Origin of the sequence: Neobacillus muris (genome assembly GCF_943193175.1) — a bacterium.
In the GTDB taxonomy this organism is placed as follows: Bacteria; Bacillota; Bacilli; order Bacillales; family Cytobacillaceae; genus Neobacillus; species Neobacillus muris.
Window position 1 is genome coordinate 58,269 of sequence record NZ_CALPDF010000022.1, and the last position, 14,500, is coordinate 72,768.

Annotated in this window: 14 protein-coding genes and 1 other annotated feature; of the genes, 5 read left to right on the top strand and 9 right to left on the bottom strand. The window is 39.7% G+C overall.

The genetic code is table 11. The features are described 5' to 3' along the window. Positions 1–82: 82 nt before the first annotated feature. Positions 83–1,762, bottom strand: a complete 1,680-nt coding sequence (locus NFS43_RS14775; protein ID WP_251552473.1) for a peptide ABC transporter substrate-binding protein — start codon at positions 1,760–1,762, stop codon at positions 83–85. A gap of 210 nt (positions 1,763–1,972) precedes the next feature. Here NFS43_RS14775 and NFS43_RS14780 point away from each other — a divergent pair, with 210 nt between their 5' ends. Then, positions 1,973–2,329, top strand: a complete 357-nt coding sequence (locus tag NFS43_RS14780; RefSeq protein ID WP_251552475.1) for a DUF3899 domain-containing protein — start codon at positions 1,973–1,975, stop codon at positions 2,327–2,329. Between the two features lie 55 nt (positions 2,330–2,384). Next, positions 2,385–2,638, top strand: a binding site (T-box leader). Between the two features lie 47 nt (positions 2,639–2,685). After that, complete coding sequence (gene trpS, locus NFS43_RS14785) at positions 2,686–3,675, top strand: tryptophan--tRNA ligase (protein WP_251552476.1); 990 nt, start codon at positions 2,686–2,688, stop codon at positions 3,673–3,675. Positions 3,676–3,730: 55 nt separating this feature from the next. Here trpS and NFS43_RS14790 read toward each other — a convergent pair whose 3' ends face one another. From NFS43_RS14790 to NFS43_RS14805, 4 genes are all read right to left on the bottom strand, one after another. Continuing rightward, positions 3,731–4,477, bottom strand: coding sequence for a YjbA family protein (locus tag NFS43_RS14790; RefSeq protein ID WP_251552492.1), 747 nt, complete (start codon positions 4,475–4,477; stop codon positions 3,731–3,733). A gap of 179 nt (positions 4,478–4,656) precedes the next feature. Beyond that, a complete protein-coding gene (locus NFS43_RS14795) occupies positions 4,657–5,436 on the bottom strand; it encodes a DUF2268 domain-containing putative Zn-dependent protease (RefSeq protein WP_251552477.1) in 780 nt (259 codons plus the stop codon). A gap of 121 nt (positions 5,437–5,557) precedes the next feature. Continuing rightward, positions 5,558–6,796 carry a beta-ketoacyl-ACP synthase II gene (fabF, locus tag NFS43_RS14800; RefSeq protein WP_251552478.1) on the bottom strand — a complete coding sequence of 413 codons (1,239 nt, stop codon included), beginning with the start codon at positions 6,794–6,796 and terminating at the stop codon, positions 5,558–5,560. 90 nt (positions 6,797–6,886) lie between these two features. Beyond that, positions 6,887–7,819 carry a beta-ketoacyl-ACP synthase III gene (locus NFS43_RS14805; RefSeq protein WP_251552479.1) on the bottom strand — a complete coding sequence of 311 codons (933 nt, stop codon included), beginning with the start codon at positions 7,817–7,819 and terminating at the stop codon, positions 6,887–6,889. 196 nt (positions 7,820–8,015) lie between these two features. Here NFS43_RS14805 and NFS43_RS14810 point away from each other — a divergent pair, with 196 nt between their 5' ends. Then, entirely contained in the window at positions 8,016–8,330 is a 315-nt protein-coding gene (locus NFS43_RS14810; RefSeq protein ID WP_251552480.1) for a hypothetical protein, read from the top strand. Between the two features lie 64 nt (positions 8,331–8,394). Here the strand turns inward: NFS43_RS14810 and NFS43_RS14815 are convergent, their stop codons facing one another. Together NFS43_RS14815 and NFS43_RS14820 are read right to left on the bottom strand one after the other, a co-directional pair. Beyond that, positions 8,395–9,225 (bottom strand): hypothetical protein, encoded by an 831-nt coding sequence (locus NFS43_RS14815; protein ID WP_251552481.1) that lies wholly within the window; start codon positions 9,223–9,225, stop codon positions 8,395–8,397. A 77-nt stretch (positions 9,226–9,302) separates the two neighbouring features. Further along, entirely contained in the window at positions 9,303–10,025 is a 723-nt protein-coding gene (locus NFS43_RS14820; RefSeq protein ID WP_251552482.1) for an alpha/beta fold hydrolase, read from the bottom strand. Positions 10,026–10,190: 165 nt separating this feature from the next. Between NFS43_RS14820 and NFS43_RS14825 the strand changes: the two genes are divergently transcribed. Further along, positions 10,191–10,373, top strand: coding sequence for a YjzD family protein (locus NFS43_RS14825; protein WP_251552484.1), 183 nt, complete (start codon positions 10,191–10,193; stop codon positions 10,371–10,373). 141 nt (positions 10,374–10,514) lie between these two features. Here NFS43_RS14825 and clpB read toward each other — a convergent pair whose 3' ends face one another. Both clpB and NFS43_RS14835 read right to left on the bottom strand, forming a co-directional pair. Next, positions 10,515–13,112, bottom strand: a complete 2,598-nt coding sequence (clpB, locus tag NFS43_RS14830; protein WP_251552486.1) for an ATP-dependent chaperone ClpB — start codon at positions 13,110–13,112, stop codon at positions 10,515–10,517. 159 nt (positions 13,113–13,271) lie between these two features. After that, entirely contained in the window at positions 13,272–13,451 is a 180-nt protein-coding gene (locus NFS43_RS14835; protein ID WP_251552488.1) for a YjzC family protein, read from the bottom strand. 257 nt (positions 13,452–13,708) lie between these two features. On the opposite strand from NFS43_RS14835, the gene NFS43_RS14840 reads away from it, so the two are divergent. Further along, positions 13,709–14,398 (top strand): Crp/Fnr family transcriptional regulator, encoded by a 690-nt coding sequence (locus tag NFS43_RS14840; RefSeq protein ID WP_251552489.1) that lies wholly within the window; start codon positions 13,709–13,711, stop codon positions 14,396–14,398. Positions 14,399–14,500: the final 102 nt, after the last annotated feature.

A 14,500-nucleotide genomic window follows, 5' to 3' on the forward strand; every position in this document is an offset into this window, starting at 1 on the left:
GTCATTTTTCGACAATTCTCCTACAGGTAAAAAGAGAGTATATCTAAATATACTCTCTTTTTTATTTGATTAGCAATAGTTACTATTCTGTGATTTTAATCCACTGGTAACTATAATCTGATCCGAATGCGTGGTGAACAAAGCCTTTAACCTTCGGATTAATTAACAAGTTAACGGAACGTTGATAAATCGGTGCAAAAGCAGCATCATCTTCTAACAAGATTTTTTCAGCATCCTGCAATGCCTTCCAGCGTTCTTTGCCTGTTAGTTCTTCATTTGCAGCCTTGATTAACTTATCAAATTCTGGATTGCTATAACCCATATGGTTTTGTTCGCCATCTGTGATCCATAAATCCATGTAAGTCATCGGGTCAGCATAGTCCGGTCCCCATCCAGCAAACATCAAATCATAGTCCTCATCGTTTTCGCGAGCAATACGAATCTTGAATGGAACATTCTCAATGGTTACTTTAAGACCTGGAAGTGTTTTTTCTAATTGTTCTTTAATGAATGCATCAGTTGTTTTAGCTGTTTCTGTATCTTGGTCAACCATGGTAAACGATACTTCTTTTTGGCCAATTGCAGCAAGACCTTTTTCCCATAGTTCTTTAGCTTTATCTTGATCTGTCTTTAAGTAAGTTCCAGTTGTTTCACGGAAATCTTTACCATCTTCATCAAAAGAGAATCCTTTTGGAACAAGGTAGTCAGCAGCGACAGAACCGTTTGCTAATACGTCATCAACCAGCGCTTGTTTGTCAATTGCTAAAGCAATTGCCCGACGGATGTCTTCGTTTGCCAACGCAGGGTTCTTTTCGTTCATCTTGATCCACCAAATTGATGGCTCTTGATAACGCAGTAAATCATCAGATCCTTCAAATTGTGAAAGGATAGCTGCTTGTGCAAGCTTTGGTGTAATATCAGCTTCACCTGCAGTATAAGCATTTGCAGACGCTTGAGGATCTTTAGATACGTTGAAGTTAATCTTTTCTAGAGTGACTTCTTTTGCATTCCAGTAAGTTTCGTTCTTTTCTAATACCCACTCAGTGCCAGTAGGTCCATCCCATTTAGTCATTTTAAACGGACCGTTGTAAAGCAAATGTGAATAATCTTTAGCGTAATTTTCGCCTTCTGCTTCAACAAACTTTTGGTTTTGAGGGTAGAACAATTGGAAAGTCAGCAAGGACTCAATATATTCAAGCGGTCTTTCCAAAGTAATTTCTAGTGTATAATCATCCAAAGCTTTGATACCTAATTGATCAACTGGTAATTCACCTTCAGCAACTTGTGTTGCATTTTTGATCTTGCCCATCATCATATATGGACCATATGGAGATGCGGTATCAGGATTGATAGCACGCTGCCATGAGTATACAAAGTCGTTTGCAGTGACTGGGTCGCCATTAGACCATTTTGTATCTTTTTTCAATTTAATAGTTAAAACTGTTCTATCGTCATTGAATGCAGGCTCCCCATCAGCAACGCCCGGTATTACCTTTTGATCAGGATCTAAACGATATAGACCTTCGTTTACGGCATTGATCATAGTGAAACCTAATACGTCTTCAGCCATTACGCTGTCCATTGTAGGAATTTCAGCTGATTCAAGAATATTTAGTTCTTGTTTAGCAGCAAGTTTTTCTTCTCCGGATTTTGTTCCTTCATCGTCTTTTCCTTCATTTTTATCACCGCCTGAACATGCTGCAAGGAACATGCTAAGTACAAGTGATAGTACTAGAAGTAGTGAAAGTTTTGACTTCTTCACTTATAGACCTCCCTTTTCTATTATTCTGAAAAATTACTACATTCTCTATTATACATATTTTCATGTTATTGTACATTACTTTTTTAAAATTTATTTACACAATAGCAACATTTGTAATGTATAGGTTCCAATATTTTATGCTATAATAAATTCTTATAAAACGTTTTTTCTTAGTTTTTCTTGTAATATCAATGCTTTGGGGGTTCTTTTGTGAAAAAGCAGCTTAGAAAATATTTTATTTTTCTAACAATTATTCAGGTAATAATATGTTTTCTTTCATACATCAGTTTCCATAAAATTACACTTTTGTACTATATCAATATATCTTTTTACGTTACCTTTTTCTTCTTGCTTTCCTCTTTATTGATCTATACCATCCAGGGCGGATTTTTTGATGTCATTGCCAAGTCATTTAATTTTGCTTTCTCCAGAGGACAAGCCAAAAGGAAGTTTGATGAAATTCCATCTTTATCCGAAATGGTAACTATCCAGTTCAAACCTCTTCTCCTATATGGAATAGCAACAGGGGCTTTGATGCTGATTGCCTTGTTTATCTATTATAATTGACGAACTTGAAACTAATTATGTAATTCTTTATAATATCAATTATTAAAGTGAAAATTAAAAAGCGTTGACAAAGAGTAGTACGTATTGGAATTTCGTTTCAGAGAGTTTGTGGCTGGTGGAAACAAACACGAAGACAGTGCGGAATGGACTTTAAAGCTTCTTTCTGAAAACTGAACTAGTATAGTGAGTAGGAAAAGACGTTGCCTTGCGTTAAAAGGATCCGATGTAAACAGCCATTGTTTATGGCAATCGGAGCAAGTGACTCTTTATGAGTAATTAGGGTGGTACCGCGAGCCATTCGTCCCTATAGTTTTTTGGGACGGGTGGTTTTTTATATTTTAAGGAGGTATTTTAGAATGAAAACGATTTTTTCAGGCATTCAGCCTAGTGGTACGATAACACTTGGAAACTACATTGGAGCGATGATGCAGTTTGTCGAACTGCAACATGAATACAATTGTTTCTTTTGTATTGTCGACCAGCATGCCATTACGGTCCCTCAGGACCCAGCTACATTGCGGAAGAACATCCGTAGCTTGGCTGCCTTGTATCTAGCAGTGGGGATTGACCCGGAAAAGGCAACCTTATTCATTCAATCTGAAGTGCCGGCACATGCGCAGGCAGGCTGGATTATGCAATGTGTTTCCTATATCGGAGAACTCGAAAGAATGACACAATTTAAAGATAAATCGGCAGGCAAAGAAGCGGTGTCAGCCAGTTTGTTAACGTATCCGCCTTTAATGGCTGCCGATATTCTTTTGTATAATACAGATGTTGTTCCTGTGGGAGAAGACCAAAAACAGCATATGGAACTAACCCGTGACTTAGCGGAGCGGTTTAATAAAAAATACAAAGAAGTGTTAACCATTCCAGATATTCGTCTCCCGAAAATTGGAGCGAGAATCATGTCCTTGCAGGAACCAACCAAAAAAATGAGCAAGTCCGATCCAAATAAGAAATCCTTTATTACTCCATTAGATGAACCAAATCAGATCATAAAAAAAATTAAGAGCGCTGTGACAGATTCGGAAGGAATCGTCAGATACGATCCTGTTCTTAAACCTGGAGTTTCAAATCTTTTGTCGATTTACTCCATTTTAGGAAATAAATCCGTTGCAGAATTAGAAGAAATGTACCAAGGAAAAGGGTATGGAGATTTTAAAGGCGATTTAGCTGAAGTTGTTGCCAATGTATTTAAGCCCATACAAGAAAAATATTACAATTTGATTGAATCAAGAGAATTGGACGACATCTTAGACCGAGGCGCTGAACGGGCAAATCAAGTTGCCAATAAGACTCTCAAGAAAATGGAAAATGCCATGGGTTTAGGGCGTAAAAAGCGTTAAACAACAAAAGCCTGACTCCCTAAAAGTATGAATTTCATACTTTTAGGGGCAGGCTTTAATTTACTTTCGGGCCATGCTCCATTTCCCATAATTTTTCAAAAAATGGCTGACCTTTAATAATATTCTCACAGAATAGTTCGTGCCGGTTTGACCAGCCGAATTTAATTTCTTCATACAACTGTTCCCATGCTTCAGCAAAATTCAATTCCTGGATGCTGGAATATCTCTCAGGACACCATTCAGTAAACCAATAACGAATTTCGGCTTCATTTTTAGAAGAAAATAATTGGTCCAGGGCCATAAACAACAGCTGCTTTAGCTGTCTTTCTTTTCTCGTCAGCCCCAGCATGACTTCCGGTTCAGGAGAAAGAATATGGAACTCTTTTTCTTTTACCTGAGGCAGGAATGGATAATTTTTAGGCTCATGTGTTCCAATCATTTCATATACGAGTTGTTCTTGCCTAGGTATTAATCTGCTTTTGCGGATCGGTATTGTATAGCCGATCGTATCAACGGCTAAAATACCCACACCATCCGTTACCACAAAGCAATATTCAAGCTGGATTCTTTCATGGTTTTTTCGCAAATAGGCTTTTTGGTAAACATCATCTAAAAGCTGTGGAGGCAATTCCGATAAGTCATTTTCAATATACTGGAACAAATCTGGATCAACCTTTAACAGCGGGACTTGATCAAGAAGTTCAACACCGTCATCTTTTCTCCATTCATGAAAGTGGCAAACATTATAGCCGTTCTCTTCCCCTTCAAACCAATTTACCCAAACATCATGAAGATATAACATATTATCCCTCACTTCAATGGTACTGTTTGTCAATCAGTATGGGCAGACGTCAGTTAAATTATTCCTCTCTATATATTTTGATCCAAATGTTGTGAAATCAGGACTTTTAACCTAGTAATATTTTCCATTATATAGGTACCAGGACTGAGGAAATACTGCATCCTGACTTTCTTGCTTCTTTAGCGATATTCAAGATATTTCGAGGAAGGGGTCCTAAAACTTTGTTTAACCAAATAGCTTTCATTTTTATAAAAATTTTGAACCAGATGATACCCGGCTGCATATCCAAGCAAAGGCGGGACATTTCGTCCGCCGAAGAGCAGCTCATCATGAACGCGCTCATTTTTTCTTTTGTTTAATTTTGGTTTTAAATAGCGGTCCCAAAACGCCTCTAATTCGGCCTCCGTATACATATGGCACCAATCAGCAAGGTATTGCTCACCGCAATGTTTTAAAACTGCATATTCAGCAAGACCTTCAATAATAATCGAGTCAAGCAATGTATAGTCCTCATGATTTTTATTTGTCCGCTGCAGTCTGCAAACATGGTGATATTCATGGACCAGCAGTGCTTCTATTTCCTTCTCGTCCTGATATTCTGACAGGAATAGGAACATTTTATCTGGAAATGACACCCCGCCTTTACTTTTATCCTCCTTCCTGGCAAAAAGCCCTCCCCTTTGATTTAAAGGAAACAGAAATACTGGGATATCCGGCCCGGACCATTTCTGTTTATATTTAGTAAACATACGCTCCACCCGGTCCCAGGCTTTATAATCCATCATACTATTCAAATTAACTCTCGATTTCCATGACGGCCTGTACATGCCAAAATGCAACAGCTGTTGATAGATATCATTTGGATTTTGTCCATTAAAATAGGTCTTTAGCTTCTCACAGATTTTCAGAGGGCGTTCAAGGTTCTCTTTTAACCATTGATCTGTTCGAATTATCCCCATTCTGGCACCTCTTTTCACTCATATATCTTCTTTTTCATTTTATGTACGTTCGAAAATGAGGTTCTGGGGGTTCTCATATTGAAAAAAGTAAAGGACCAAGCCAGTGACTTGGTCCCCCACATTATTGATATTTTTTAAATACGATCGTGGCATTATGTCCCCCGAATCCTAATGAGTTGCTCATTGCTGTGTTTATTTCCTTTTTTCGGGCTGCATTGGCCACATAATCTAAGTCACACTCAGGATCAGGAGTCTGGTAATTCATGGTTGGCGGCAGGATACTATCCCTAATCGCTAAAACGGAAAAAATGGCCTCTACGCCGCCTGCAGCTCCTAACAGATGTCCTGTCATGGATTTGGTTGAGCTCATCGCTAATTGATAGGCATGGTCACCAAATACTTCCTTCACTGCAAGTGTTTCAAACTTATCATTATATTCCGTACTCGTGCCATGGGCATTCACGTAATCAATGTCGCTTGGATGTAATCCTGCATCCTGAATAGCCATTTTCATGGCCCTCGCACCACCTTCTCCTCCTGGAGCTGGTGCGGTAATATGATAGGCATCTCCAGTGGCGCCATATCCAACAATTTCAGCGTATATTTTTGCCCCGCGGGACAAGGCATGTTCTAATTCTTCCAATATTACAATACCAGCACCTTCACCAATAACAAATCCATCACGGTCCTTGTCGAATGGCCGGCTGGCTGTTTTCGGATCTGGATTTGTCGATAGTGCCGTATTAGCACAAAATCCGGCTACGGACATCCTTGTGATTGGGGCTTCTGCTCCACCCGTAACCATTACGTCAGCATCACCGCGCTCAATAACTTTAAATGCGTCACCAATTGAATTGGTGCCCGTTGCACAAGCTGTGACCGTACAAGAATTAAATCCTCTTGCGCCTAGAATGATTGATACTTGCCCAGTTGCCATATCCGGAATTAACATCGGTACAAAAAATGGACTTACTCGCTTATATCCCCGCTTTTGAAAGATTTCAAATTGCTGTTCAAAAGTTTCCATCCCGCCTATTCCAGAGCCAATCCAAACCCCAACGCGATGGGAATTCTCTTCATTAATGGCCAAGTTTGCATCCTTTACCGCCATGAGTGCGCTAGCGACTGCAAATTGAGTAAACCGGTCCATTTTTCTAGCATCCTTCTTTTCCATGAACAATTCAGGATTAAAGTCTTTTACTTCACCAGCAACCTTTGCTGGATATTCATCCGCATTTACTCTTGTCAATGGTCCTATTCCAGACCTGCCTTCAAGAATTCCTTTCCAAGTTGTTTCAATATCATTTCCAAGCGGTGTGACTGCTCCAACGCCTGTTACCACAACCCTGCGTTTTTCCATGTCCACATCTCCTTTAATCTATTATGCAAATAGTTCTTCTTCATTTTTGTTTTTCGAAAATCAGCATAACGCCATTTGCGCTGTTCACATTTATTTCCCCCAGCGGATTGCAATGGCTCCCCATGTCAAGCCGCCGCCGAAGCCAACCATGACAATCAAATCGTCGTCTTTTATTTTGCCTGCTTCCAATTCTTCGACAATTGAAATAGGGATTGAGGCCGCAGAGGTATTCCCATATTTATGAACTGTTTTTGACATTTTTTCAGGCGGGAGGTCAAGTCTTTGTCTTGAAGCTTCCATAATCCGAATATTGGCTTGGTGGGGAACGAGAAAGTCAACGTCCTCCTTATTTAAGCCGGCTTTCTCTAAAACATGGACACAGCTTTCTCCCATTTGCCTAACTGCGAATTTAAATACCTCCCGGCCGTTCATTATGATATATTCGTCCTGATAGAGGTGTTTTCCTCCTGTACCATCCGCACCAAGCTCAAATGCGAGAATTCCGCGATTTTCCGATACAGGTCCAATAATGGCAGCACCGGCACCATCACCAAATAGGACAGCGGTATTTCGATCATTCCAGTCAGTTATTTTAGACAGCTTCTCAACTCCGACCACTAAGACATATTTATAACATTTTGACTCGATAAATTGCTTTGCTGTTACCATGCCATACATAAAGCCGGCACAAGCAGCACTAATATCCATAGCCGCTGCTTTCCAAGCGCCTAATCTTTCTTGAATTTTGCAGGAAACAGAGGGGAATGGCGTGTCCGGCGTAACGGTTGCAACCAATATTAAATCAATCTCTTCTGGTGTAATGCCAGCATCCTGAATGGCCTTTTGCGCCGCAGCAAAAGCCATATCAGATGTATCTATATCGTCCGCCGCAATCCTTCTTTCTTCAATCCCGGTTCTCGTCCGAATCCACTCATCTGATGTATCCATCATTTTTTCCAAATCTAAGTTTGTCACGACCTTTTCAGGTAAATACCTTCCGATGCCAATAATACCAGCTCTCATTCTGCCATCTCCTTTAGATTTATCAGCTGTTCAATTAGTTATTAATATCAATTATTATGACTTGGTACTAATTTTATCAAATTTATGGCTTGTTTAGCAACTGTTTCGTTGCATTTCCTATCCGCTAATATCCATTCCTTTAAGAAAAATATTCATATGCTAAAGTAGAAAATTGTTCCTGGGAGGTTTGATGAAATTGAACGAGACCGAAATCCCTTTACAAATGTATAAGGAAAAAATAAATAATAGGGATGATTCAGAAGAAAACGAACAAGAACAACCCTTAGATCCATTTACTGCACTCATGTTTGGAGGACGTAAAAATGCACTGCCGCAATTCGAATTATTCCCAGACAGGCAGCCTTTACAAAACTTACCGTCCAATCAGACAAACATAGACCTTGAAGCACTCATGCATCATATCGATACATTAGTTGAATCGGTCAACGGATTAAAGCCATTATTAAAAAAAGCCTATCCCTATATTCAGAAGGTGTTGAATAAAAAATAAAGCTGCTGGATCCAAGTCCGCAGCTTTTATCTATTATACTCGATTAGAATAGGGTCAAGTTTTGTTAATGATCTTTGGCATTGATCTCTAATACTCGATTCGTATGTTCTTTTTGTCTAGAAAGAGACTCTGTTATGGATAGTAAGTTCCTTACAGGAACTTTAGTTACGGATTGTGGCAAATCGCCAATGGCTGGGGACAACAGTTGATTTTCTATCGAAAGCAGCCGGGCACATTCCTCCCATGTGTTTTCCTCCGTACTTTCCAATAGGTAATTTCCCGATTTGCCATCTTCGATTAAATCTACGATGGTCTCTACCGCGTCCGCTGCATATATGGCATCCCCCGTCCATTCCCGGTCGTATGGCTGGATTGGATGACTGCCCCGTCCGGAAATAATCACTTGCTGAAATAAAAAATCAACAGGCTGCCAAGGACCATAGATGGTTGGCAGGTAAAAAATTTGCAAATTCTTTACCTGCTCCTCTGCCTGATTTAAAAAATAGGCAATGTCCTTATTGAGAGACGGAACAGCCAACAACTGCACTGGAGCCAAAAACACGATTTGATTATCATTACTCTGCCAATTATCCAGAATCGTCTTAAAATCCAGCCCTGATAATATGGATTCCTTCCGGGTCATGAATACATCATAAAGAGAGAGAATCAAGGTGGCATCTAGGCTGTTCTGCCTAGCTTTTTTATTCCATACAGAATATGCAATATCGATAAAATTTGCATTTCTGCCCACTTCAAGCCTTTTTTTATCTATATATAAATCAGGCTGATGCTCCTCTATATAAACGCCTTCCACCTCAACCCCTTTATCTAACAATGCTTTGCAAAGATGAAAACCCACAAAGTCAAATACGTCCATAATAACGGTCTTGTCCATAAGTAATTTCCTCCCCATACTTCCTTAAATCATCCTATGCGCCGCGCGCAGGAATTATTAATTGAGCTGGAGAGGTATTACAGGTTACCCTCATGGCGGGAAAAAAATTCATTGCAGATTTTGCCTAAATTTTGTTTTTTCTCCGGCAAGATAAATGAAGGGCTGATATCCTTTTTACTAAGAATTTTTTGATATTGCTTGGATTGATTGTACAGCCTTCCGCCTGATAGCACATGAATGATTTGGATGGGTATTTCTTCATTTAAATAAACGGTATCTGCTGCATGTATAAGCCTGTTTTCAATTGTTGATTGATCCAACTGATAGGCTGCCACGAGTTCACGAATTAACTTTTTATAAAAAAATTTATGCTCCTTCTCCTGTTCAAGATGGAATTTCAATGAAAGGATCGGATTAAGCAAAATAACGGATCGGATATTCCCCTTCATTCTCTCCATTAACTTAACTGCCGTTAACGCTCCCATTCCTTCAGCTAAAATATGAATCTTGTTATTCAAGATTTCACTTCTGATAACATGGTTGTATAATTGCTCCGCCAATTCGACGGCCGCATCGCTTCCCCAATTACGCCCATAAAGATTGGAGGAAAATATCGTGTATCCATTTGACTTCAACTGATTAATAATCGCCAGTTTTCCTTCATTTTGTGTCCAAAAACTTTTATTATCTTCCACAAAATGCCTTTCATCACCAATCACGAAAACCCCAAATCCGGTTGGTTTTTCAGGGTAAAAGATCATATTCCATTGGGTCCCCATTAGAAAACTCCGACTTTCCATTGATAAATCTCCTTTTACATATTTCCTCACCAAATATCCTATGCTTGAACCCAAAAGTTGAAAGGGAGTTTGCCTATATTTCCTTAATCAATCTCATTTAATTGTTTTATTATTTCAACATCTTATGGTAAAATTATAAAGGAGTAAACTAGGCAGGTGAATTGTATGCGATTTTTTTGGACTCTATTCTGGACTTTTCTTTTGGTTGAAATGCTTACATATGTAGTTAGTTCAATGTCAGGCGTTGAGGTTAACTTTGCCACTGGCGGTATCGTTTCTATTATTGTGACCGTATTAATTCTTATTGCCACTACCATTATTCCAAAGGAACCAGTACAAAAACATTAAACTGTTTAAAAAAAGGCTGTCCATTAAGAGGTCAGACTCCACGCTTAGACCAATATATAGAACGTTTTTTTAAAATTACCTTCTATATATTGTGATGTGGTGTCTGACCTCTTTGCTTTTGGACAGCCGATTTTTTATTGATCATGAATGGATTGTTAAATTAAACTCGCCATTCAATACGGAAATTTCAACAGTGGAACCCTCGTACACTTTTCCCGATATGATTTCACGGGCAAGCTTTGTCTCGATATTTCTTTGAATGTAACGTTTTAGGGGCCTTGCACCATATATGGGGTCAAACCCATTCACTGCAATAAATTCTTTCGCATCTTCTGCTATTGTAATATGAATTTGCTGTTCCTTTAATCGATTTTGCAATTCCTTAAGCATTTTAACAACGATGTTTTTGATTTCATTTAACGCTAATGGTTTAAATAAAATGGTTTCATCAATCCGGTTTAAAAACTCCGGGCGGAAATGGACTCTTAATTGGCTAAGCACCTTTTCTCGTACTGAATCAGAAATCTCCCCTTCATTTTCGGCCTGCTCCAGCAAGAATGGTGACCCAATATTCGAAGTCATAATAATGACAGTGTTTTTAAAATCAACAACCCTTCCCTGCGAATCCGTAATTCTTCCATCGTCTAATGCTTGAAGGAGAATATTGAATACTTCTGGATGTGCCTTCTCAATTTCATCCATTAATATAACGGAATATGGCTGACGTCTTACAGCTTCCGTAAGCTGTCCTCCCTCATCGTAGCCCACATAACCTGGAGGGGCACCAATTAACCTGGATACAGCATGTTTTTCCATATATTCCGACATATCAATCCGAATAATATGCTCTTCGCTGTCAAACAAGGCCTCCGCCAAAGCTTTTGCAAGCTCAGTCTTTCCGACACCAGTCGGGCCTAAAAACAGGAACGAGCCAATCGGACGGTTCGGGTCTTTAATTCCAGCACGTGCTCTCAGGACGGCATCCGCCACCAAATTGACCGCTTCATTTTGGCCAATCACTCTTTCATGGAGAATGGACTCCAAGCGCAATAATTTCTCACGTTCTCCCTCTACCAGTTTAGCGAGGGGGATTCCTGTCCACCTGGAGACAATGGATGATATTTCTTCTCCAGTTACTTCTTCACGAAGAAGCCGATTATCATGTTCAGCCGCAGCCTCAAGTTCTTTCAGTTCTTTCTCCGCCACCGGGATTCGTCCATGCCGAAGCTCTGCTGCCCGGTTTAAATCATATTTATCCTCAGCCTGCTGAAGCTCCCGTCTCAATTTTTCCAATTGTTCTCTTTTATCCTGCAATTTTTGAATCATTTGCTTCTCGTCGAGCCATTTAGCTTTCATGGCATTTGCTTGTTCCCGAAGATCCGCTAACTCCTTTTGAAGTACTTCCAGTCTTTGCTTGCTGACGTCATCCTGCTCCTTCAGCAATGCCGCTTCTTCTATTTCCAATTGCATGACTCTTCTAGTTACTTCATCCAGCTCCGCCGGCATGGAATCAATTTCCGTACGAATCATGGCGCAAGCTTCATCGACAAGATCAATCGCTTTGTCTGGCAGAAATCGATCCGTAATATATCGGTCCGATAACGTGGCTGCTGCCACCAAAGCATGGTCATGTATTTTTACGCCGTGATGAACCTCAAAACGTTCCTTTAACCCCCGCAATATGGAAATGGTATCTTCCACATTCGGTTCTTGGACAAGGACCTGTTGAAAGCGGCGCTCCAGTGCCGGATCCTTTTCAATATACTTTCTGTGTTCATCAAGAGTGGTAGCACCTATACAATGCAGCTCCCCACGGGCAAGCATTGGCTTCAGCATATTCCCTGCATCCATGGCTCCATCCGTTCTGCCTGCACCAACAATGGTGTGAATTTCATCTATAAATAGAATGATTTGCCCTTCACTCTTTTTGATTTCATTTAAAACCGCCTTTAATCGCTCTTCAAATTCTCCCCTAAACTTGGCTCCTGCGATTAGGGAACTCATATCTAATGAAAAAATGGTTTTATCCTTTAGGCCTTCCGGGACATCTTTCCGGACAATTCTCTGGGCAAGCCCTTCGACAATTGCGGTTTTCCCCACGCCAGGTTCCCCAATTAAAACCGGATTATTTTTTGTTTTTCGAGAAAGAATCCGGATTACATTGCGGATCTCCGCATCACGGCCGATAACAGGGTCAAGCTTTCCGGCTTTCACTTCAGCAACAAGGTCTCTGCCGTATTTTTTTAGTGCGTCATATCCAGCTTCAGGATTTTGCGATGTCACCCTTTGATCCCCCCTTATTTCTTTTACAACTTTCATTAGATCATCCGAAGTCACACCAAATGACCGGATAATCTGGTTCATGTCCGATTCATTCGCTTGGGCGGCAGCCAATAAAATATGTTCTGCAGAAAGGTATTCATCAGAAAACTTCTTCATGGTCTCTTCTGCATAGACGAGCAGCTTTTGGAGTTTTCCGGTTATATACAATTTCCCCTGTTCTGCTCCCCCTCCGGTCACTTGAGGCTTTTTTTTCAAAACTTCTACTAATTTATTTTCAACTTGTTTAGATGGCAGGCCGGCTCTTTCTAAAATGGCTGTAATTAAGCTGTCCTCCTGGGCCATTAGTGACAAGAATAAATGGGGTTCGTCGATTTCTTGATGATGATATTTTATGGCTAATGTTTGCGCCTCCATTATTCCAGCCTGCATACGCTCTGTCATTCGATTTATATCCATGACAATCACCCTCTTTGACCTTTTTTGACCTATAATTATTATAAAACATTTTATCAACAAATGTAAAATTAATGCTAAATGGGATCCCAAGGAATTTAGGACGATCGAAAAATGGGACGCTTCCAGATAAAAAGCCATCCGGATGGATGACTTTTTACTTTACGGTTTTCGAGCATATGTCCATATTCGTTCATCATTTGAAGTCTCAGGAAAACGGTCACCTGCTTTTAACTTTACTCTTTTTGGATTGACCACCGGACTTCCTGTGTCACCCACTTCAATATAAATGCCATTATTAGGTGCTTTTTGTCCAGACCGAAATTGACGATTTTGGCCCATTCGATTCCCTCCTTCGTTTACATCCATATTATTACCTTTTAGGTTCAGTCCATTAAAGGAAGTTCTTGCATTTTCATTATTTGGCAATATTATTTCCGAAGAAATAATCGGGCTGTTTTTGACGATTGTATGAACTTATTCAACATTTATTGCTAATTAAGCTTCATTAACAATATAATTATAGTAATTTCAAGAGAATCCAACCGTTACTGTTTTTATGTTAACACGGATTTTCACATTAAAAGGTGGTTATTTTCATGTTAACTAAAGAACTGCCCGTCACTTTAGCCCATTTATTTGAGACTGTCCATCACACAAGAAAAATGGAAAAAGGTGCTTTTTTATTCCAAGAAGGGATGCAGTCAGATGAATTATATATCGTTCAAAGCGGGATTCTGCAATTAAGCAAAATTATTCCCGATGGACGGGAACTTACCTTAAGAATGTGCTCAAGCGGTGATTTTGTCGGTGAAATCAACTTATTCTCGCCTTCAACCAAATATATGTTAAGCGGCCGAGTAATCGAAAGCGGAGAAGTAGCCGTCATCATGAAAAATGAACTAGAGGAAAAGCTTTCCCTTAATCTTCCGCTTGCTCTTGAATTTATCCAATGGTTTAGCCAGCAATATCGCAAAACTCAAACAAAGTTCCGCGACCTTGTTTTACATGGCAAAAAAGGGGCATTGTACTCGACATTAATTCGGATGAGCAACAGTTATGGAATAAAAACAAATAAAGGGATCCTAATCGATTTACCGTTAACCAACCAAGAATTGGCTAATTTCTGCGGCACATCCCGGGAAGTTGTGAATCGGCTGCTCAGTGAGCTTCGAAGATCTGATATAATATCCATCGATAAAGGTACTATTACCATTCATGATATCGACTATTTGCGCAGTGAAATTGACTGTGAAGACTGTCCAATTGAAATATGTAAGGTAAATTAGAAAAAATCGGTCTCAAATGACCGATTCAGATTGTCGAGAAAGGGTATTTTTCTCGGCAATTTTTTATTATCACAGAATCTAAATACCAAATTTATTGATTGT